The 20,003-nt window shown below is 58.6% G+C and carries 19 protein-coding genes, 1 tRNA gene and 3 pseudogenes; 6 read left to right on the plus strand and 17 right to left on the minus strand.

Translation table 11 applies throughout. The features are described 5' to 3' along the window. Positions 1 to 470 precede the first annotated feature (470 nt). The 7 genes and pseudogenes from ACFDR6_RS35335 to ACFDR6_RS35365 form a co-directional block, all read right to left on the minus strand. Positions 471 to 602, minus strand: a complete 132-nt coding sequence (locus tag ACFDR6_RS35335; protein ID WP_375861192.1) for a hypothetical protein — start codon at positions 600 to 602, stop codon at positions 471 to 473. Next, positions 596 to 769 (minus strand): hypothetical protein, encoded by a 174-nt coding sequence (locus ACFDR6_RS35340; RefSeq protein ID WP_375861194.1) that lies wholly within the window; start codon positions 767 to 769, stop codon positions 596 to 598. The genes ACFDR6_RS35335 and ACFDR6_RS35340 overlap by 7 nt, the downstream gene beginning before the upstream one ends. Positions 770 to 1,313: 544 nt before the next feature. Beyond that, complete coding sequence (locus ACFDR6_RS35345) at positions 1,314 to 2,285, minus strand: hypothetical protein (RefSeq protein ID WP_375861195.1); 972 nt, start codon at positions 2,283 to 2,285, stop codon at positions 1,314 to 1,316. A gap of 375 nt (positions 2,286 to 2,660) precedes the next feature. Further along, a pseudogene (locus tag ACFDR6_RS35350) lies at positions 2,661 to 3,122 on the minus strand (IS5 family transposase); the annotation flags it as partial. Positions 3,123 to 3,312: 190 nt separating this feature from the next. Next, positions 3,313 to 3,754: pseudogene (locus tag ACFDR6_RS35355) on the minus strand (thioesterase family protein). A 75-nt stretch (positions 3,755 to 3,829) separates the two neighbouring features. Beyond that, positions 3,830 to 4,321 (minus strand): argonaute/piwi family protein, encoded by a 492-nt coding sequence (locus ACFDR6_RS35360; RefSeq protein ID WP_375861196.1) that lies wholly within the window; start codon positions 4,319 to 4,321, stop codon positions 3,830 to 3,832. Between the two features lie 112 nt (positions 4,322 to 4,433). After that, entirely contained in the window at positions 4,434 to 4,664 is a 231-nt protein-coding gene (locus tag ACFDR6_RS35365) for a hypothetical protein (protein WP_375861197.1), read from the minus strand. A 555-nt stretch (positions 4,665 to 5,219) separates the two neighbouring features. Between ACFDR6_RS35365 and ACFDR6_RS35370 the strand changes: the two genes are divergently transcribed. Beyond that, the gene (locus ACFDR6_RS35370; protein ID WP_375861198.1) at positions 5,220 to 5,549 is read left to right on the plus strand and encodes a DUF6894 family protein; all 330 of its coding nucleotides are present in this window, start codon (positions 5,220 to 5,222) and stop codon (positions 5,547 to 5,549) included. A 150-nt stretch (positions 5,550 to 5,699) separates the two neighbouring features. Beyond that, the gene (locus ACFDR6_RS35375) at positions 5,700 to 6,092 is read left to right on the plus strand and encodes a hypothetical protein (RefSeq protein ID WP_375861200.1); all 393 of its coding nucleotides are present in this window, start codon (positions 5,700 to 5,702) and stop codon (positions 6,090 to 6,092) included. 138 nt (positions 6,093 to 6,230) lie between these two features. Here the strand turns inward: ACFDR6_RS35375 and ybgC are convergent, their stop codons facing one another. After that, positions 6,231 to 6,674, minus strand: a complete 444-nt coding sequence (gene ybgC, locus ACFDR6_RS35380; protein WP_375861201.1) for a tol-pal system-associated acyl-CoA thioesterase — start codon at positions 6,672 to 6,674, stop codon at positions 6,231 to 6,233. A 272-nt stretch (positions 6,675 to 6,946) separates the two neighbouring features. Here ybgC and ACFDR6_RS35385 point away from each other — a divergent pair. Together ACFDR6_RS35385 and ACFDR6_RS35390 are read left to right on the plus strand one after the other, a co-directional pair. Then, positions 6,947 to 7,022: transfer RNA gene (locus ACFDR6_RS35385), tRNA-Ile, on the plus strand. Positions 7,023 to 7,295: 273 nt separating this feature from the next. Then, positions 7,296 to 8,851 (plus strand): annotated as a pseudogene (locus ACFDR6_RS35390) (ISL3 family transposase). 298 nt (positions 8,852 to 9,149) lie between these two features. Here ACFDR6_RS35390 and ACFDR6_RS35395 read toward each other — a convergent pair. The 4 genes from ACFDR6_RS35395 to ACFDR6_RS35410 are packed head-to-tail and all read right to left on the minus strand — an operon-like array spanning position 9,150 to position 12,130. Then, positions 9,150 to 10,706 carry a ThiF family adenylyltransferase gene (locus ACFDR6_RS35395; protein ID WP_375861202.1) on the minus strand — a complete coding sequence of 519 codons (1,557 nt, stop codon included), beginning with the start codon at positions 10,704 to 10,706 and terminating at the stop codon, positions 9,150 to 9,152. Beyond that, entirely contained in the window at positions 10,703 to 11,182 is a 480-nt protein-coding gene (locus tag ACFDR6_RS35400) for a Mov34/MPN/PAD-1 family protein (RefSeq protein WP_375861203.1), read from the minus strand. The genes ACFDR6_RS35395 and ACFDR6_RS35400 overlap by 4 nt, the downstream gene beginning before the upstream one ends. A 56-nt stretch (positions 11,183 to 11,238) precedes the next feature. Continuing rightward, entirely contained in the window at positions 11,239 to 11,745 is a 507-nt protein-coding gene (locus tag ACFDR6_RS35405) for a hypothetical protein (RefSeq protein WP_375861205.1), read from the minus strand. After that, a complete protein-coding gene (locus tag ACFDR6_RS35410; protein ID WP_375861206.1) occupies positions 11,729 to 12,130 on the minus strand; it encodes a hypothetical protein in 402 nt (133 codons plus the stop codon). Before ACFDR6_RS35410 ends, ACFDR6_RS35405 begins: the two co-directional genes overlap by 17 nt. A 146-nt stretch (positions 12,131 to 12,276) precedes the next feature. Between ACFDR6_RS35410 and ACFDR6_RS35415 the strand changes: the two genes are divergently transcribed. Both ACFDR6_RS35415 and ACFDR6_RS35420 read left to right on the plus strand, forming a co-directional pair. Further along, positions 12,277 to 12,657 (plus strand): helix-turn-helix domain-containing protein, encoded by a 381-nt coding sequence (locus ACFDR6_RS35415; RefSeq protein ID WP_375861207.1) that lies wholly within the window; start codon positions 12,277 to 12,279, stop codon positions 12,655 to 12,657. After that, entirely contained in the window at positions 12,654 to 13,610 is a 957-nt protein-coding gene (locus ACFDR6_RS35420; protein WP_375861208.1) for an ImmA/IrrE family metallo-endopeptidase, read from the plus strand. The genes ACFDR6_RS35415 and ACFDR6_RS35420 overlap by 4 nt, the downstream gene beginning before the upstream one ends. Before the next feature lie 90 nt (positions 13,611 to 13,700). Here ACFDR6_RS35420 and ACFDR6_RS35425 read toward each other — a convergent pair whose 3' ends face one another. The 5 genes from ACFDR6_RS35425 to ACFDR6_RS35445 all read right to left on the minus strand — a co-directional run bounded on the left by ACFDR6_RS35425 (position 13,701) and on the right by ACFDR6_RS35445 (position 19,943). After that, positions 13,701 to 14,084: a PaeR7I family type II restriction endonuclease gene (locus ACFDR6_RS35425; RefSeq protein ID WP_375861210.1), complete on the minus strand. Its 384-nt coding sequence runs from the start codon at positions 14,082 to 14,084 to the stop codon at positions 13,701 to 13,703. A gap of 124 nt (positions 14,085 to 14,208) precedes the next feature. Further along, positions 14,209 to 16,962, minus strand: coding sequence for a hypothetical protein (locus ACFDR6_RS35430; protein ID WP_375861211.1), 2,754 nt, complete (start codon positions 16,960 to 16,962; stop codon positions 14,209 to 14,211). Continuing rightward, entirely contained in the window at positions 16,920 to 17,543 is a 624-nt protein-coding gene (locus ACFDR6_RS35435) for a hypothetical protein (RefSeq protein ID WP_375861212.1), read from the minus strand. The genes ACFDR6_RS35430 and ACFDR6_RS35435 overlap by 43 nt, the downstream gene beginning before the upstream one ends. Before the next feature lie 392 nt (positions 17,544 to 17,935). Then, entirely contained in the window at positions 17,936 to 19,132 is a 1,197-nt protein-coding gene (locus ACFDR6_RS35440; RefSeq protein ID WP_375861213.1) for an acyl-CoA dehydrogenase family protein, read from the minus strand. Positions 19,133 to 19,157: 25 nt separating this feature from the next. Beyond that, positions 19,158 to 19,943 (minus strand): ABC transporter ATP-binding protein, encoded by a 786-nt coding sequence (locus ACFDR6_RS35445; RefSeq protein ID WP_375861214.1) that lies wholly within the window; start codon positions 19,941 to 19,943, stop codon positions 19,158 to 19,160. Positions 19,944 to 20,003: the final 60 nt, after the last annotated feature.

The raw sequence follows: 20,003 nt of genomic DNA on the forward strand, positions 1-20,003 counted from the left end.
CGTGTCGCGAAGACCTTGACGGAACCCGCGCCGCTTGATTTTCCTCGGAGGGGCATCAGGCCTCGAGTTTCCTGGAATGCTCAGCCGCCTAAACCCATGGCTGAGCTGGTCGATGCGAGCCGCGGGCCAGAGTTGACGCGCTCATTAACGTGAGCTTGCGGATCGACGCACGTTAGCTTGCAGGTCTCGATAAGCGGGGCGATACAGGCCGAGTTTCCCGCTTCGTGATCGTGGCCGGCGAAGAGTACGTTCTTGCGATTGAGCACGATGCGTGGATGCCACGCTCGACTAGCTTGGTACCGAGCTCGATGAGGTCATCGTCCAGCGAATCGGGTAAGGACATTCCACTGGTTCAGATCCGACGGATATTGTCGGCGATCTTCACTTTGGCAGACACGCGCGCGAGCTGCTGCGCGACCTGCTTTGAGCGATACGGACCGTTGCTTACTCCTGTCCCGGCGCACGCGGCATCAGTCATCGGCGATCACGCTCTGGATTATCTTCTCCATCGAACAGCGCGCAGCTTCCAACTCCTCGCTCGCGATTAGCGCATCCCGCCCCTTGACCATATCGAGGAGCTGGCGGCGCAGATGCGTCAGCACAAGCCTCGGGTGATGGCGTCTCCCGGGACGGCGGCAATCTTCTCGTTGGCCGCATAGCCAACGGATTGCACGATTCCGCGATAGCCCTCGAGCAGCTTGAGTCCCGGGACCACTCTGCGTCCGGGAGCGCAGGTGAAGGCGATCGCCGTCGACTCGGTCTCAGTCAAGGATCGATCGACGGCGACCGCCCCCGATTTAGGCCCGCAGCCGAGAGTTCATCGAGACTTCACTGCGCACGTCTCGAGAGAAACCAGGCCTGGCTCGACACGCGACCGGCGGGCGGTCTCGAGCTTACCTTCGCGCCCAAGCACGGCTCCTGGCTCAACCTCATCGAGGGCTTGTTCAAGTTCGCCCATTCCATTCTGCACCTTATCCGGGTGACATCAATGCCAGAACTTAAATGAGGCGACCATGGCTGGCATCGACGACGTCCATCACTATCCCGTCGTCCATACCCGCTCCTAGAGACTCGCCGAGGCCGCCTGTATGATTCGAACCAAGGAAACGCTGATCTAGCTTCGTTGAGTCAAGCCAATCTCATGATCGATGCGTTTCCCTTGAGACCTGAAAAACTTGGCAGCTCCGGGCTGCGGCATGCAGCGGATGAGCACTGCCACCTCGATAAGAATCTTCACCCCTTTTTGGCAGCGCAGCTTCAAGAACCGCGAAGTTGGCCCGCGCTTTGGTGAAATGACATTCTCACCACTCCTCTCATCGCGGCAGACTTCTTCCAATTCCCATAGCTCGGGCCTTCCGAAGCGCCAATTCCGCAAGTGCCAGGTCTGCGATAGCGAAACCTCGGAAACCAAAGAAGGCCTTGCTCGAGGCAACAACACGCTGCGATGAACGACAAGCAAGATGCACAAGGTCATCCTGAAATCTTATCGAGTTAACGTAACGGTCTGAGGCATCCACCGGTGCCGAGGATTGCTCCAATGCATCTGTGACAAATATGTTGAAAGCAGTAAGTGTTTCCGGGCGCCAACTTCTTCCCCCATCTACAGCCGAAACGAAGCACGACACTGGCAGAAGTCGAGCGTCCAGAAACGATTTCAATCCCGGCGAACTTGGAACCATCGTGATCACGACATCGCTTTCACTCAACAAGGCATCAGGATCGGTGGTAATGATTGGATCGAGCTGCTTTTCAGATGCTGCAGTGGCAGCCCTCGCAGCAGAGCGGACGCTTTGGCTCAAGAGATGGATTTTGCGGAGCGACGGAAACAAATCGACAAACGCCTCAATGTGGCTAAGCGCCTGCAAACCGCAGCCGACTAAGCCAATACTTGCGGGTGTCTCAGGCGCGAGATAGGAGGCTGCGGCCGCAGATGTCGCAGCTGTCCTCATCAACGTGATGGAGTTCCCGTCGAGAACGGCGACGGGCACGCCCGTCTTGTAATCGCTCACACAGATTAAGCCGTTAACTGTCGATCTCTCGGGATTCCCGTCGACTGGAATAGCCGCAACCCATTTCGTTGTCGCCAGGCTGTTAGTCTTAGATGCCGCATTCATCGAGCTGAACCAGGAACTCGGACCGATGGTGATGGTTGATTTTGGCAAACCAATGTTACCGCCAGCCGCGTTGTCGCGAAAGCCAGCAAGGACCGCCTCTCGCGCCTCACGAGGAGAGATTTGCAGAACTTGGATATCAGCGTTCGACAGGTAGAGCAGTTCGGGGGACATTCACTCGTGCTTTCTTTGCGGTCCGCGCCGTGGTCATCGACGATAGGAAGGGAATAAGTGAACTGAAGAAGCGAGGGGGTCACAAAAACTGCTGTAAACGTACGAGTGCGTGTGTGGAAGATCTCATCATGTTCTCCTCGTCAATAAGCAAGAGCGTCGAACCGCCGCGCCAATGCTTGAATAAGTAGATGCATCCTGAGTGCCATCACGCTTTCGGCTTCCGGGCGGCCCTCACCGCTGCCGGCGAGCCATCGCTAGGATTAACGATCGGGCTGGTCTTCCGAGAATTCAAATAGTATCCGTCTTGTGAGCGAACGTAGCCGATTACCCAAGCTCCAGAAACCTACCGAAAACGATAGTTGCTAGGGACCAGACTCAATTGATCCAATAGGCCACAATGCCGGCGAGGTAGACGGCATTCAAGAAATTCCCGCCAAGTTTGTCGTAGCGAGTTGCGACACGCCTGAAATCTTTGAGCCTGCGGAAGCAGCGCTCCATGACGTTGCGGCCCTTGTAGACGCGCTTGCTGAAGCTGTGGAGGGTCACCCTGTTGGATTTGGTTGGGGTAACGGGTTTGGCGCCGCGATCGACTATTTCGGCGCGAAAGCCGTCGCCATCGTGGCCTTTGTCGCCAATGAGGGCAGACATGGGCGGCGCGAGTTCCAAGAGGGCCGGCGCCGCGGCAATATCGGCGTCCTGGCCCGGATGAGACGAAATGCAGAAGGTCTGCAATCAGGGTCGCTCAGCGCGTGGATTCTCGTGGTCCGCCCGCGGCGCGAGCGGCCAATCGCCTGTTCATGCTCCCCCTTTTGCGCCGCTCGCCGAGCGGTGTGCCTGATCGAGGCACCGTCGTCAGCACCCCAAAGACCGGACGTCGGTTCGAGACCGCTTGCCGGCCTGCTGCTCGCCATCCTTCCGGCGCTCAAATCAAGCCCGGCGACAGAACTCTGATTTGACGATATCGCAACAGCAGGAGGCTAACCACTTGATTCCATTGGGGCGTTGGAAAGCTACAGCGTGACGAGAGCTATATTTGCTTATGCTCTGCCATAGCGAGCCCCAGGGACGTGGGAATGCGCTGCGCCTTTCTACCCGAGATAAATGCCACACGTACCCAGGCTCTTACCAAAAGATCGTCTCCGCGTCCGCATTCCTGCAATAGGGTAATCGATGCCCCTCTCACCTCGTCTGGAATCGTGACCAGCTCAATCAGGTCGTCCAACACTGCCAGCTTCAAAAGTCGATTTCCATCGAACTGACAACGAAAGCAAAGCCCGGCGCATCTTCCCGTGCCTCCTTAAGGAGCTCCTGCTGATTCGTTCCGAGCAGACGCAAGTAATTTGTTCTGCCGCGTTCCATGAAACGCAAAAATTGGCGTGATAACAATCTGACCGGCATCCGTATCTTCGAGATAGACGCGGACGTACATGGCGACCGTCGCGAATTTTGCAATCGAGAGAGGCTGTCACAGGGAGAGCCACTTGTTGCACATTGGGAACTAATTGACTTGGATCGTCATTTGGCTCGCGGTGGGCCCGTCGACGTCACATGAAGAAGCGAAATTGGTAGGGGGCGGAGCCTAATCCGTCCATTCGTTTGACAACGCGCGCGAGCGTTTTTGCGTACGCCATGGTCACCGGCAGCATGTCGTACAGCGCGTCGTTGTTCCAATCCATCTTTGCGAGCGCAAGAGCCGACCGTGCGGTTTCGTCCCACGGCCCGTGCCCGGCATGACGGACCAATCGGATCGGACGAGGCGTGCTGCGGCCGCCTTGGTAGTACGGGCGCTCCGCGACGCCTTTTACGTCGCCGTGCATCCATTGCAGGCACTCGCAGTCTCCGAGCGGGATCAGGGTGCCGCGATCGACCGGATAACCCGTCGGCTTGCCTTTGCCGCTTTGGAGGTCACGATCGATGCGAACACCTCTCCAGCCGACGTCTTCCACAACCTGCACGAGATCGACCGCTTCGCACAGATGCAGCGCCTCCATGCAGCCGTCGATCTCGCCATTCTTGAACTCGGTCGTCTTGTGCACCGTCACTCTCCGAGGCGAGCGGCCCGAGTGTCTCAGAGCGGATTCAGCAGATTGCCGAGCCGGGCTGACCTGCCGACCGCCAGACCAAGCGGAACGATCAGACCAACAGAGATCACAAATCCGCTTGCTCGCTACCAGCCTGCCAGTCCGCGCCGTGGCGACGGATCATTTCGCGATGGGACCGATTGATGAAGGCGCGCTCTACGCAAAAGCCGGCGGTGACTGAAGCGGCTACTGCAAGGCAGCAGGCGACGTAGTCATCCAGTAAATTCCAAATTATGTTGCTGCCGGCGACTACGACAAAAGTGAATGCTATGGCGGTATTGCGAAATGCCTTAACCATACTTGTTCCCCCAGCCGATCGGCGAGGGACGCTAACATTGCAATCAGGACGTTTAGCGGCGTTTGACCGGCGTGATACGCCGTATTTCTGCTAGGGCGCACGCCTCGAATTAGGGTCTGTACCTAATTAACGCACTCTGATTCCCTTTAGAGGGCAACGCCAAAAAGTTGCTCGATCGCGCCGCCTGACCCCCCGTAATGCCGGAGATGTCCAATCCTTAGCGGCTTCTTCGCCGCAAGGCGGCGAGTGGCCCCAGTGATCGCGCTGAAAAAATGCATTTACTCATGGTAACAGCCGGAATAGTGCGCTCGATTCAAATAGTAATCTGCGCGTTGGCCGATCTAGCTACGACGGCAGCGAGTTGCTGCTCTCATTCTGTGATGTAACCGAGGGCGTTATGCATTTCCAATCACGACCTTGTCTCGGGAAGTCTCCTGGCACTGACTGCGGCTGGCATCGCGCTGCTTTACTCGAGCCTCCTCACCTTTGTCTTGATCTAAAGCCAACATACTGGCTGCCTTATTGCGCGCCGGAGGAAATGATTGGAGCTGGACCATGCAGCAGAACCCCAAGGGCGCAGGCAGATCATCTGGAACTGCAGGAGTTGTTCGATGGTCGCCTCACCAGTCGGTTGCTATGAAGAGATACTATTTTGATCTTCGCGATGGCAGACAATTCATCCGTGACGATGAAGGGGTAGAGCTGCCGGACATCGAGTCTGCAAGGCAGGAGGCGACCGCTGCGCTCTCGGAGATAACCCGCGGATGGGGCGGAGGCGGGCCGCAGCATCGCATGGCAGTTGAAGTTCGCGATGATCGTGGCCCAATCATGGAGGCAAGAGTTAGCTTCGAGATCGAACAGCGCGACGTGATAGGCCTTGGTTGAGATCGAAATGCAATTTCGGACGCCGATTGACAGCCGAATTCGCGGATCTATGAACGCGTTCGTGCAACCAGGACTATGGCAGAGTTTAGCTGACTAGGCGGCTGTCCACGCGTGTGGGAAGAGCCAGCGGGTGCTGGCCCGAGGTCCGGCTTGGCCCGGCTCTGTCTAGCGGATCGCAAATGCCATGTTGGCACCTGTGACGCAGAATTAATCGACCCCCAAGCGGATCAGACAGTAGAAAGATGCGGCCATATCCGCCAAGAATTCGAGCACGGCTTCGAGGGTATGACCTCAGATCCAGTCTCGCTAAATGAGCTATTGAAGGCCCGGGAGGACTTGATCGCCGAGGTATCTGGAAAGATGCCGAAGGAGCATCGGGAATTTCTGATCGGATTCAAGCTCGGGAAGCCAGATTGGGCTCTGTTGGGCGTCGATGGAGCGGCAGAGCTTCCCGCAGTCCGATGGAAGCAGATCAATCTTGATAAGCTGCGTGCCGCAGATCGCGAAAAGCTTGTGACTCAGTTGATCGCAGTGCTTAAGTGACTGCATCGTGGTGCATTCGGGCCGTAAGCAGACGGGCATGCAGTAGGGCTGTGGAGTAGGCTCGGTCGCTATAGGATAAAGCGGGAGCCCTCATCGTATGGGTCGATGGACGATCAGGGCGTGAACGAGGAGCAGATTTTATCTATGCGCTTCCATAGCAAGCCGCAGCGTCTTGGGAATGCGCTGCGCTCTTCCGCCTGCGACAAACGCCACACGCACACGCGCCATAACTAGGAGATCGCTTCCGCGCCTGCACTCCTGTAGCAAGTCAATTGACGCGCCCCTCACCTCTTGTGGGAGCGTGACGACGTCAAGGACGTCGTCCAAGACCGCCGGCTTTAGAAAATCGATTGTCATCGAACGGACGACGAAGGCAAAGCCGGGCGCATCGTTCCGAGCTTCTTCGAGCAGCGCTTGCTGATTGGTTCCGAGCAGGCGCAAGTAATTCGTTCTGCCGCGCTCCATGAACCGCAAAAAATTTGCATGATAAACAATTTGGCCGGAATCTGTATCTTCAAAATAGACCCGGACCTGCATGTGATGGCGTCCGCCGCGAATTTCGCCGTCAAGAGTGGCTGTCACGGTGCGGTTCCTCTGCTGCGCTTCCGGAACCAATGTCTTGCACAGAGGCGCTTTTCTGAGCAAGCGGCAAAAATCTTGAGCTTGGACCCTGCAGTCGGAAGCTCAGCGCCGCCACATGAATGCCGGCATGCACTGCGCGCGCCATCGATGGCGTCGCTAACCGCGGACTGCGTGCAACACCCCTAGTTCGTTCGAAACGATATGAGATTGCCGGAATGCCGGCCACCCTGTAAACGATCGTCCGGCCGCCTTTCAGCGATTGCCCGCGGCGGGGGCCTGTAGCTCAATGGTGAGAGCCGGCCGCTCATAACGGTCTGGTTGCAGGTTCGAGTCCTGCCGGGCCCACCAGCGTTACAAGGGTGTGTGCGGACACTTTGAGAACGACTCGATTTCCGCTTTAAGAACGACTCGATTTCGTTTTGAGAACGACTCGATCTTACATCCCACTGACACAACTGACGAATTTCGCCTCGATTTTCTCGCCGATTTTTGAGCGCGAAAAAAGCGAGGGGGGCAATTCGAGCTCACCAGGGTGTGTTTCGGCATGGAATAAGGGCTCTGACTCACTTTTGATGAAGTTCGAGCGCGGGCTCGCGTTGGTTTCACAAGGGAATCAACATTATGCAGCGAGCCCTACGTCCGTCGGCCCTGGTCCCTCCTGGGTTTGTCGTGGAGAGCGCGATCTATGAGGGCGCGGCAACCGTAATCACCGTGCGTCCCACGGGTGAGACAGGTCTTTGTCCCGGATGCAGAGCCAGTTCTGGGCGGATCCATAGCCGGTATCAGCGACGTCTTGCGGATTTGCCACTGGCTGGGCGACCGGTTCGGCTTATGGTCGTGGCGCGCCGCTTCCGATGCGACGCTGCTCTGTGCGCTCGACGTATTTTCACCGAGCGTTTCGATGATAGCATTTTGGCGCCGTGGGCGCGGCGAACGACACGGCTCGATTTTGTCGTTCATCACCTTGGCTTTGCTTTGGGTGGCCGGCCAGCAGCGAGTTTTGCACGCCGGCTGATGATGCCCGTGAGCAACGATACCTTGCTTCGCGTCGTTCGAAGGCGCGGATGTCCGGCCTTTGCCGCGCCGAACGTTATCGGCATCGACGATTGGGCACGGCGGCGCAATCAGCGCTACGGAACAATCATCTGTGACCTTGAGCGGCGACGACCGATCACGCTCCTACCCGACAGAGAACCGGCTACGGCGCAGGCCTGGCTGGCAGAGCAGCCGCAAATTTCTGTGGTCGCGCGCGACCGCGGTGGCGGATACGCTCTTGCCGCGACCAAGGCACTGCCGCATGCAACGCAGGTAGCTGACCGGTGGCACCTCATGGAGAATGCCAGTCACGCCTTCCTCGATGCGGTCCGCAAATCCATGCGTCAGGTCCGCACCGCGGTCGGTTCCGCTACCATAAACCCCGACCTGCTTACAGCTGCCGAGCGCATCCAATATGACGGCCATCTACGGCGTGAGGACACCAACTCGGCGATCCTAAAGCAGGCTGGGGCAGGCGTCTCCATCAAGGAGATCGTACGGCTCACAGGACATAGCCGAGGCCTCGTCCGCCGGGTGCTACGCGGTCAGCGATCCGATGTATTCAGGGTCGCGAGAGTTCGCTTGAACCCCATCTGCCTTGGCTCGACGCGCGGTGGGCTACTGGTCATCGTAACGGTGCCGACATGTGGCGGTGCCTCAAGGTGCGGGGATTTAGGGGCTCATTACGGGTCGTTGCAGAATGGGCGACGCGTCGTCGACGCGCCGAAGAGGCTGATGATAAAAGCTTACAACGCGTACCGTCCGCCAGAACCATCGCCCGGCTCATGACTACAGGCCGCGATACGCTGTCAAAGTCCGAGACCGTCACCATTGCGGCGATCGAGCATGGCGTTCCTCCGCTGGTGGAGGCTCGAGAGGTCATTACTGCCTTCCATACAATGATCCGCAAGAAGTCTCACGCAGACCTTGACCCCTGGCTGGAGCGAGCACGCGCAAGCCTCGTCGCGTCCTTCGCCAACGGCCTCACCAAGGACAAGGCCGCCGTCAACGCCGCAATCACGACGTCATTGTCCAACGGACAGACAGAGGGCCAAATTACCAAGCTCAAGCTCGTCAAGCGTCAAATGTACGGACGCGCCAAGCTCGACCTGCTTCAGGCCCGCCTCATCGGCGCTACGTGACCGCAACCGCACCAAAATTGCGTCAGAGCGCCCTTTGGATGCCGATCGGGGGTCCCAGTCCAATGCCGATTGACAGCGCAAATCAGAAACGCCTTGCCGGACCATCCGGAAGGCTCAATCGAACAACAGAATGCGCTTATGACCCTGCGCAATATCCGCTGGGTTCTCGCGCGACGCGACTTCACTCCCTAGCCGCGCAAGAAAATCCCTGCCGGTTTACACCGGCAGGGATTGGGGCGCTCATTGAGCGCCCGCGTTGCCTGCGGCTTGCTGGTCGCCGGTGACGCGGACGACGATTTCAGCCTGGCCAGAGTCGGGACCAATCAGTTCGGCGGCGTTCGGCGCAATCGCACGCGGCCTCAGGCTGGGAATTCAATTGGCGAATACCAGGTCGGTAGAAATTGGCGATCAGAATAGGTCCATCAGTGGTGAGCGACGACCGGCCGGAGTGGAGGAGATGCAGCAACTGCCCCGCGAGCAACACGCCCGCCGCGACCGAAACGAAACCAACTGACATCATGGGCTCGCCTGCGGCGAACCGGTCGAGGTCTTGCTCCGATAGCTTGCCGCATCCGGGGTTGTGCAAATAGGCCGTGGCGCTGACCGGATCGATGTTGAGTTCAGCAAAGAACCGAACTTGGTCTTCGGGCTTCATGGCGAGTGCTTGCGCGATGCGTTCGCGGACGCGATCGTTGCGCTCGATCACCGGATTGAAGCATTTGAGGCAAAGCTGGTCACCACTCATGTCATAGATGATTGCCTTGGCCGTCAGGCCGTAGGTGCTCCCTCCGATGATCAAATCGGGCCATAGATTTTGGATGGCGTGACGTGCGCTGTTGTCGTCTACGCACGAGAGCAGCAGGCGGTAGAGATATTTCCGTTCCAGCGTGTCAAGATCGGAACGGCTTGGCTCGCGGCCGCTGCGCGCTACGAAGTCTTGCCACGTCCCAGGGAAGGGAAAGGTCTCAAGACCGCGGTGATTCAGGAAACGTGCAAGCAGTGGCGCTTTGGATTGACGGTCATCTTCAAGTGTCGCGAGCGCGTAACGATTGTCGTTTGACAGATCGAGCGAATCTGGATCAGCGACTGACGCGTAGCCCCCCACATTCGGCATGCCAGCAAGAGCCAATGCTAACGCTTGTGCCACGGCACCGGCTCCTGCCAGATAGAAGGCGGGGAGCGCCAGCGAGGCCATGATTGGATCGGGGTCGAGTTGCTTCCAGGAAGCCGCGCTTCGGCAGGACCAAAGCGAGAGGAAAATCTCTCGGTCCTCGCCGAGGAGATGCCCCTTGCCTTCCTTCAACCCTCGGAGGCGCTTGAAGACTTCCCCGGCCGCGAAGCAGGCACCAAGATAAGGTCCCAACGTTAGATCGGACGTGCAGGAAGCGCCGTCGGGAAAACGGGTACCAAGAAAGAGACGCCAGCCATCGGCGAACAGCACGACTCGGACCGATCCCCGCGACGAGCTCGAAGGCTGGCCGATAAAGATTTCGATCGGGTAGGCGAATTCTGAGGAGGCATCATAAGCGCCAACATCAACATGCTGGCCGGCGACGAGGCGCACACAATTTGCCGCAGTCTCGCGTAGGGTCGATGCTTCACCGAACGCCGCCACGCGAGGAAGCATCGCGATCTCGGCGGGGATATCGTATGCGATTGCTGTCACCAGCTTGAACTGGCGACAAAGCAAATTGGTCAACATCCAAAGCGTGTCCTGGCCGGACTTAGTATGAGCCGCTGTATCGCTGATCGCGACGAGAATGCGGGCCTGCCGCGCAGAGGATGGGTCCGCAAGCATGTCGTGCGGGTCCGGCCGGAAATGGCGGTCAGCGAGATCTTCGATGTTCCGGCTCATGGCCGTAAATCGATCAGTTCGGGAGACGGTCCTGCGGTGACGGATAGTGCGGCACCGATTGAGTTCGGGCTCAAGCGTCGCCATCGGCTATCCAGGAAGGCGTGCACGCCGATTTGTTCTGGGAAGGCAACCGGCCAAAGGCGGCTGAGCCAGCTACGGAAGCGCCACATGCCGGGCGTATAGCCGTAGTTGGGAAACACGAGAGAAAGGGCGCGTCGGCTGTTCGCCATCTCGTCGTCGTAGCCCGAATGGGTAACCTCGGGACCAGGATGGGAATGAACCTGCGCAACATTTTTCCAACCTCGACCGCGCGCTGCATTGGCGATCTCAATCATGGCATCCGCTTCGACATGGTAATGGCCGCGGTGGTTTTGCTGGCGAGGGACAAGGATGGCCGAGACGGTTGCGGCACCCGCAGGTGGCCGCAAGCCAAACCAAAAGCAACATGCCTCCATGTTGCGCATGGAATAAAGCACGGCTGACGTCCTCCGGATCGTATCAGGAGAGACAATGAGCGAAGGCGATACAGTCATCATGCCGTCCGGCCCTGGTAATAAGGCTGGATGAGGATGCGTTTCACGGCGGCGATGGTCGCCAGGAATGTTTGCTTGTCGCCTTGCCAGACGAGATTTTGCTCGACGGCATGATTCACTCTGTAAAATTCGAGGGTGAGCGAGCAGCATATGAGCTGCTTTTCCGTGGAGGCATAGTTTGTGTGAAAGGCGATTTCCGGATGGCCCGGCGCGGTCGGCACCCACTTGGCATCTTCCGCCAGCTTGTATTCCAACGTCAGCGGGTTGACGAATACGGCGCTCGGCGGCCAGGTCGGATAATGGTCGAAGTAAAGACGCAGCATGTACGCGTCCTTACCATTATCCGCGCGCGTGCCGAAGAGCGGGACCAGCAGGGTGAGATCATCCGGCTGGGCCCAGCCCACATCATCAAGTGTTCGGCCTTTTAGCGCCCGCTGGAGATGGTCGGCGAAGGTATCGCGACCGCGGGCGATATCCTGGACCGGTGCCTTACCGAAGATCGACATAGGCGCCGCCCGTGGGTCCGACGATCTGGAACTTGAGTGCCTTCACGATCTTCTTGTCGATGAGCTCACGCAACGTGAGACCGAGGTACGGCGTCAGGTCAGTGCCGGAATGGCTCTGCAACCGATCCGTCGGCTTGCGGGGCTCTTCAAGGAGATTGACGGCCTCGTCCCAAGCCGACGTCAGTGTGGTGTGCCACGGCGTATGGAAGGTCGCGGTGTCGAGCGAATTAACGTCCTCGAACTCAACCAGGGGCTCCTTCTTGGCTTTGTCGATCTCCTCCTTGGCTTCCTCGATCTCGTGCTCGGCCTGCTTGAGGTCTTTCAGGCCTTTGTCGAGATCGGCCTCCGCCTTTTCCAGGTCGAGATTTTCTCCATCCGTCTGCATGTTGTTCTCCATAAGTGCGCCCGTGGGGTGGGAGCTATATATACGGAGCGGTGCTAAGTTTGTCAAGCAGTGGCTATGCGACGCTTGACAGAGCAAGCGGATCGCGGTAGATTCATTCTATGAATCAATAAGATGCGGGTAAACGTATGACAGAAAAGAGAGAGCGGTCCACACCAAAGTTAACCTTTGGAAAACATCTGGCGCGATTGAGGGAAGCGACGGGTCTTTCGCTGCGTCAAGTCGAGGAGGCCTCGGACAAGGAGGTGTCGAATGCATATTTGAGCCAGCTTGAGAATGACAAGATCGCCAAACCATCCCCGAACATTCTGCACGTCCTGTCGCGGATTTATAACACCTCCTATGAGGACCTGATGGAGCGCGCTGGCTATCTGCCGGCGGCATCGGAGGAGGCGTCGGGGCGGCGGCAAGCACGCGCCGCGACTTTTGCGGTCAAGGATTTGACACCGGAGGAAGAGAGTGCGCTGATCGAATACTTGGCCTTTATTCGGAAGCAGCATCGCGCGTGACCCGTCCTGATGACTCGTTCCTGACCCCCGAGCAGCTTGCTACCGTTCAACGGCACGCCGATCGGCTCCTCCGTGACGCCGGAGCGCTTGGCGTATTCCCCACGCCAATCAATACCATCATGGAGGCGGCAAAGCTCATCGTGGTCGACGACGAGGTCCTGAATGAGACCTTCATGCGCCGGTTCTTGAATTCGGCCAAGGCAGGAGTCGCTACTATCAAATCGGCCCTGAGCAAAGTGCTCGGATTGTTTGAAGCGAATGATCGCCTTGTTATTATTGACAGGGAAACACCGGTACCGCGCATCCCGTTCGTCAAACTACATGAGGCGGGGCACGGCACCATGCCGCATCAGAGCAAGGTCTACTCGCTGATCCATGACTGCGAGAAGACGCTCGATCCCGACATCACGGACCTATTCGAACGCGAGGCGAACGTTTTTGCTTCGGAGGCATTGTTCCAGGGCGATGTGTTTGCACAGCACGCGCATGAACACGAATTTGGTGTCAAAACCGCCATCGCACTTGCCAAGCAGTTCGGCAGTTCGAATTATGCAGCATTCCGTCGGTATGTGACAACAAATCCAAGCGCCTGTTGCTTAGTCGTGCTAGAGCCGACGTTGACGTTTGACCCTAGCGGATACCGCGCCGATGTTAGGCGCATCATTGTTTCCAAGACCTTCAACAGGATGTACGACGCCGCAGCGTTTGGATCCGCAATAACCCAGAGTCATCCTCTTAACCGATTAGTGCCGCGCGGCTCAAAACAACGGATGGTTCCAAGCTGCGACATTGTTCTCACGGATCGCAACGGCGATAGGCGTGAGTGTATGGGGCAGACTTTCAAGACTAAGCACCAAATCCTTATTCTTGTTCGAGACGAAAAGCCGGTGACGAGAATGATAGTCCTACCCGGCGAACCCGAATTCAATAAACGGATGCCGCGATCGACCTGAAATGACGTCGTAAGGACGATGCGAGGGTACCGATTAGTTTAGCGCTGCTACGAGACTTCCACTGGCTGAGCTCGTCACGGGCAACTGAGACTACATGGCTTGTCTCGCCGCCTCGGCGGCAATATGACCGGCAAAGGTGGTCACGAAGGTCTTAAGGCCGGTCAGTTCAGACAACTCGCAGTGTTCACCCGTTTCGGCGGCCGTCTTCGGCGACGCAAGCAGGGTCGCTGAGGTGTACAAGTTCTCTTTGGTCAATTTCTGACACAGAATATTGTACCGCTCGAGGATACGCGCTTCATGCAGCGGCTTGTCGGCGGTGTAGCCGACCAGATCGAGGATGAAATCAACGACTTCGCGCCGTGTGAACACGGCACCACGTTCTTCAATGCCCGCACCTGCCATCGTGGCGACGGCAGCTTCGATCGGACAGAAACCTGGGAGGGAGGCTTGGGAGCCTTTCACGGCAAAAGACATTTCTCTTGCATACCCATGATTCGGTCTTTGTTCGAGAGCTGTCTTTTCTTGCGCGCTTCCAACAGCTTACGAGCTTGATGTGGCGCGCGTTAAGGCCCAACAAGCAGGACGAGGGCAAATGGATTTAGCCCTTGCGCGCAGTCTTATACAGGCGCTTAGCCTTGCGTGTGGACGACGCCATTCGCTTTTTAGCGGATGACTTGTTGGGTAAGGGCTTACGGCCCTTCTGGTTCGTGATCCCGCGTTTGGCCGGTGCCTCTCCTTTGCGTTCGGCGCGTGCTGGGCTCGGCTCGCTTTTCCACGCGTTGAGCCCTACGCACTGGACCGTAATATGGCCAGCGGCGTTTTGCTTGATCGTTGCGGCGATACCTGAAAGCCATTTGATCAGGTCGGAAAACTCTATTCTCTTATTGTCACCGGCACGCTGCCAGCGCCGGTCGCGATGATGGGTGATGACAAGAACGCCATAGCGACGGTACTCAGGCTTGAGGTAATCTTCGGCGAGCTGGGTACGTAGGGCATCCTCAAGATCGGGTGCCGACCAGCCCTTGCCACCGTGCTTGATCTCGACTGCAACTTGATATGTGGATGCGGTCGAGGCGACAAAGATGTCCGGCTTGTCGCCGAGGGCGATTTCGCCTTCCCGAATTATATGGAAACGGCCTTTGGCGCGTGTGAGCATTTGCTCTGCCAGCCAGGGCTGTACTTCATATTCGTCCTTAGCGCGTTCGAGAAGCGCGCGTGAGTTAAAGTCACCGCTGGTTAGGTTATGCTGAATGTCTGCGAGCACACCAAGCACGATGCGCAGCAAGTCGGCGCCTGTCTTGGCTGGGACAGTGGAGTTACGTTCTAATGTCAGCACCTCGGCGGCGGTCCATGCAGGAAACTCGGCGTCTCGCTCAGCTTTTCCACGCGCCAATTCACGGAAGCGATGTGAGCGCAGGGTGAAGACTGGGTCATCCGCCAGCCGTTGCATCGCTTGGTAAGCGTCGGCTCCGGGTCTCTCTAAAAGGACTGACAGGATAACATTGCGTGCTTCCTGCGCGTTGTCCCTCGGGCCGGGTGAGTACGTTCCCTGATGGACGAGGTCGTCTTTCGGCCGGATGTGGCTATAGGCGAGGTGCAGCAACGCTTCCAGACATTTGGTGGAAGCGATGGCAAGGGCGCCGGAAGTCAGTGGGTCATGCCGGTCGAACAGCATGCCCAGGGTTTTTTCAGCTCTCGCCTCCTGATCGTCTTTGAGGATTGGCGCATTCAGCCATTGCTGCAAGACCGGCAGGGCCGCGTCAGGGTCTAGCATCAGAAGAAGCGCCAGATAGGCGAGTGCAAAATCGTCATTCTTGGCTTTGACATGCGAATGAAACCGGCCCTTCGCGGTCGTGAGCAGCTGTGCACGCAGCGTGACATCAGGATTGAGATTGCGAACGATCCTGAGCGCGGTATGGAGAATTTCGATTGTCTTGGCTTCAGTCTTCACGATCGCTGCGACAATGAGCGCCTGCACGGGTTGCTGGATCGAAGAGATGGGGACGCCGTAGCGATAGAGGAAGGTCGTCGAAGATTCAGGAGGCGCCGCCCATTCGCGTTCGATCTGCTCTTTAAGGATGGGCAGAACAGCCTTGGGCCAAGCCATGGTCAGGGTGTCGAACCAATCCGGATATCCCTCTTCGGCACGGCCGGCGTGGCGCGCCGCAATAGCAGCCTCCTTATCGGTGAGGCGAAGCGCCCAATCGGAATCCTCCGAAGCCTCGACGCCTACCCCGGCAAAGGCCAGAATGGATGCGGACTTTTTCGTGATAAGGCCGCCGGGCTTTCTGATTGGCCGGACCGGTGAGACTGCTCGCCACAGGCGCTTCATGCCATCGCGATACGCTTCAGCGACTGCTCGGTTGAATCCTTCCTCTAAAAGCCGCCATTCGACAGCGGCTCCTGGCGTGTCCGAACCTGTCCGCCTGCGAAGCCAATTCGTTACAAAGTGCAACCGAAAAATACCTGCCTTCCATGACGTAAGGTTTGACGGTTTGGAAAGCAGAGTAGGATCTTTCAGAAGGCCATTCTGAAATTTGATCCAGGATTCCTTGTCGGCCGTGCTTTGCGCCTTCGCTTTAAGATCGTTTTCCGCGTGTCTCAGGCGATGCGCGAGCATGGCAGGACTTTCGGGAGGCGGTGTAGGGGCGGCTTGGAGTGCGGCGTGGAGCACAAGTTCCGTCCCGATTGCGGCCCGTATGGTGGCAGCCTCTGAAGGCAGGCGCCCGGCATGATGAAGAATGTCCAATATGCCGCTGAGCGCGATTTGTTTGTCTTCAATGGCGATCCGCGATGTCAGATCGTTATACAGCCAGGGAAGATCCGCCTCGGAAAACCTCCAGAGCGACACATTACCGCGGAATTGTATCTGCCAATAATGCACGATTGGACCGTGCGCGGCATTCGCGCGGTGTTCAGCCACATCGGCCCAAAAGAGGGCGCGATTTACGTCTCGATTGTCGCGCACGATCTCATAGAGCTGCGGCTTGGCTTCACCGGTGACCCCCTCGCGGCCGGCGCGTTCGTCCACCATCAATAAGCGGATAAGATAAGCTGGCAGAGGATTGGTGTTTAAGCCCAATGCTTCATTGCGAGCGAGATCATGTAGATGCTTCGCGATATCGCCGAAGTTCTTTGCAATCCTATGAAAGTCATCTGTAAAAGGTTTGGTAAGGCAAAGATCAGCGAGACCACCCAGGAGCGTTGCACGCGCAGCAGCATCCGGCGCCTTTTCGTAAAGCCGCTGAAGCTGATAGCCAAAGCCATCTGCCGAATACTCGCGCGGCTTCTGCGATTTGGCAATCACCTTCAGCAAATCTCGGGTCGAGAGATGCTGCGGGTAGAGAACCATCGGGAGCGACGCCGCAAGGGTGGACTTGCGGCTTCGGGTTTCTTGACGAGCTCCTTTGCGAGGGCCATGAGTGTTGCTGTGTCGCCGCAGGCCTCAGCGGCTTGGGCTGCCACGATCCGATGAGTGTGGCCAACTCTCTTATTGAGAGCTACCGATCTTGCTAATGAGGAAGCGGCTTTAATCCTGCCTTCTCGAATCAACCGCAATAAAACGAGGCGACAGTCGTCGCGCTTATTGAGTTGCCATGCTCTCTGAACTGCCGGCGCAAGCTGTTCGTCAGCGAACATCCACAGCTCGCGTGCCTCGAGGCGCTCGTCAGAAATTTGTGCCGCCGCTTGTTTGGTGGCGTATTGAAGGAGAAGCCGTTCTCGAACATCGATCGGGAGCGAACCTGGGTCTCCGTGAGCCACAAGTGTTAACGGTTCGCGGCGAATGACTTCATCGCGAATGTCAGAATGTTTGAGTGATAGCCATGCTGTTTCTGCCCGCAGTGATGGGACAACCGTTTCGACGCCGTAGCGTTCGGCAAAGAGAAGGTGGAATATCTCGGTGCGTGGGCAGTTGTTGCGGAGACCCGCCACTCAGCGCATGCTTCTGTCTTTAGACGCTCGAAGAAACTCACGATCTTTTTCGCTTGGCTTGCTTTTCCATGAACGCCTTTGGCTCGCTGCCGATAGCGCATTGCGAACCGGGTGGACGCTGACCTTGACAGGCCGCCGCGATCAGCGGGTACGACGGTAGGGAATTCGTGACCCCGTGATTAAGAATGACTGCTTTTAGAACCAGACCGCGTTTCCGTCGCCGTGGTAGCTATCTGGTAGCTAGTGGCCGTTGCCTTCCAGCGAAGACTGGAATAAGTTATTGATTTCGCTGGTACAGTTGGGTGGGCTCGAACCACCGACCTCCTGTTCCACAGCTCTCAGCCTTGCGATCGCGGTGCCGGGAGCAGTGACTTCTCCTGTCAAGCGACCCATTACTCGCCGCCTTCGTAGAACAGCTCCAGCGGCAGTCCGACCAGCGCCTTGCCGATCCAGTCGCGCGCGATCACGTTCGACGGACCCATTGCGATCGCCGCGCGCGCGTCGCGGTAGGAGCGCTCGATCGGACCGCGATGGTAGCCATAGCCGCCGGTCACGGTCAGCGCCGTGGCCGCGACCTTGTTGGCGACCTCGGCGGCGTGCACCTTGAACTCGGTCAGCGGAATCAAGATCTCGCTTTGCGGCTTGTCGGCGCGCCACAGCGCGTCGAGCCGAGCAGCGAGTTCATTGCGCCAGGGCCGCAGCGTCTCGACCAGCACCTTGGCGGCGCCGAGTTCCTGCCGGATCGCCTGGTAGTCCGACAGGCTCTTGTTCCTGTCCTTGTGCACGAAGCTCGTGGTGTGCGCGACCGCAGCGTTCAACGCGCCTCGCGCCACTCCCTCCCAGACCGCACCGAGCCCGATCAAATAGACCGGCGATACGCCGTCATAGATGATCTCCTTGCCCTGCCCCTCGGCGCCGAGCCGGTCGCGCTGCGGCACCCGCACATTGGTGTAGCGGATCGGCCCCGAATGATTGGCCCGCACACCGAGCGCATCCCACGGCCGCGATTCGATGCCTGCCGACTTGCCGTCGACGATGAAGAACACGATGTCGGTCTGGTCTTTCGCACTTGGCGTGCGAGTCTGCACCACGTAATAGTCGGCCTGGCCCGAGCTCGTCGTGAACGACTTCTCGGCGTTGACGAGATAGTCCTCGCCGTCGCGGGAGGCTTCGGACAGATTGTACCACCAGTGCCCGCCGGTGGCGCGCTCGCTGGTCGAATAGGTGCCGAGCAGGCCGCCATTGCTTGATTTCAGCCAGCGCTCCTTCTGGTCGGTGCTGCCGAACAGGTTGATGGTCTGGGCAGCGCCGACATGCATCACATAGACGAGCCCGGTCGAGGCATCGGCCTGCCCGATGCGATAGGCGGCTTCAGCGAAATCGACGTGGTCGAGGCCGAGCCCGCCGAACTGCGGCTCGTTCAGCACGCCGGTCCAGCCGGCCTCCGATAGCGCGCGGAGATTTTCGCGCGGAAACCGGCTCTCCTTGTCGTTGCGGTCGGCGTTCACCTTCACGGTGGCGTCGATCGCAGCGTCGAGCCGGGCGTAGACGTCGTCATCGAGTTTGCGGGCGAGATTGTCGTGGACCATGGTCGTTCTCCTGTCCGGATTGATGTCAAGCGACAGCCTGCGTCGGCTGCCCGTCCGAATCGCCTTGCGACGATCCGCCGAGATAAAGTGTCTTGATATCGCCGCGCTGCCGCAGTTCGGCCGCCGCACCAGTGAGCACGCTGCGGCCGTTCTCAAGCACGACGGCGTGGTCAGCGAAGCGAAGCGCGACCGTTGCATTTTGCTCAGCGATCAGGATCGACAGGCCCTGCTCGCCGTTGAGACGCTTGAGCGCGCGGAAGATCCCTTCGACGACGAGCGGCGCGAGGCCCATCGACGGCTCATCCAGGACCAGCAGCCGCGGACGCGACATCAGGGCACGACCGATCGCCGTCATCTGCTGCTCGCCGCCGGAGGTCAGCCCGGCCAGCGAACGGCGCCGCTCCTTCAGCTGCGGAAACAGCGCATAGACGCGGTCGAGGTCATCCGCGGCTTCGGCGCGGGTCGCATCGCGGCCGATCGCCCCGGTGACGAGGTTTTCCTCCACCGTCAAGGAGGCGAAACAATGCCGCCCCTCGAGCACCGGCACGATACCCTGGCGCACCAGCGTCGCAGCCGAAGCGCCGGCAAGATCGCGGCCATCGAACACGATGCGGCCCGCAGTCATCTGCCCGCGACGGGCAGGCAGCAGCGCAGAGACGGCCTGCAGCGTGGTAGATTTTCCGGCGCCGTTGCCGCCGAGCACCGCCACGATCTCGCCCGGCCGCACCACAAGCGACACGTCGCTGACGGCGCGGATGGCATGATTGTAGGTCGCGGCCAAGCCTTCGACTGAAAGCAGGAACTCGCTCATGGTTCGGCCCGTGAGGTTGCCGGCTGCGGAGGACACGGAGCTCCCGCAGCCGGGCGAACG

This window comes from Bradyrhizobium tunisiense (assembly GCF_042263385.1).
In the GTDB taxonomy this organism is placed as follows: domain Bacteria; phylum Pseudomonadota; class Alphaproteobacteria; order Rhizobiales; family Xanthobacteraceae; genus Bradyrhizobium; species Bradyrhizobium tunisiense.

Excerpts from the sequence above, each read along its gene's own strand:
- ACFDR6_RS35410 (WP_375861206.1), bottom strand. The coding sequence starts at position 12,130 with ATGCAGACGGATGGAGAAAATCTCGACCTGGAAAAGGCGGAGGCCGAT.
- ACFDR6_RS35445 (WP_375861214.1), bottom strand. The coding sequence starts at position 19,943 with ATGAGCGAGTTCCTGCTTTCAGTCGAAGGCTTGGCCGCGACCTACAAT.
- ACFDR6_RS35425 (WP_375861210.1), bottom strand. The coding sequence starts at position 14,084 with ATGTCTTTTGCCGTGAAAGGCTCCCAAGCCTCCCTCCCAGGTTTCTGT.
- ACFDR6_RS35395 (WP_375861202.1), bottom strand. The coding sequence starts at position 10,706 with ATGAGCCGGAACATCGAAGATCTCGCTGACCGCCATTTCCGGCCGGAC.
- ACFDR6_RS35440 (WP_375861213.1), bottom strand. The coding sequence starts at position 19,132 with ATGGTCCACGACAATCTCGCCCGCAAACTCGATGACGACGTCTACGCC.
- ACFDR6_RS35345 (WP_375861195.1), bottom strand. The coding sequence starts at position 2,285 with ATGTCCCCCGAACTGCTCTACCTGTCGAACGCTGATATCCAAGTTCTG.
- ACFDR6_RS35415 (WP_375861207.1), top strand. The coding sequence starts at position 12,277 with ATGACAGAAAAGAGAGAGCGGTCCACACCAAAGTTAACCTTTGGAAAA.
- ACFDR6_RS35365 (WP_375861197.1), bottom strand. The coding sequence starts at position 4,664 with ATGGTTAAGGCATTTCGCAATACCGCCATAGCATTCACTTTTGTCGTA.
- ACFDR6_RS35430 (WP_375861211.1), bottom strand. The coding sequence starts at position 16,962 with ATGGTTCTCTACCCGCAGCATCTCTCGACCCGAGATTTGCTGAAGGTG.
- ACFDR6_RS35405 (WP_375861205.1), bottom strand. The coding sequence starts at position 11,745 with ATGTCGATCTTCGGTAAGGCACCGGTCCAGGATATCGCCCGCGGTCGC.
- ACFDR6_RS35370 (WP_375861198.1), top strand. The coding sequence starts at position 5,220 with ATGCAGCAGAACCCCAAGGGCGCAGGCAGATCATCTGGAACTGCAGGA.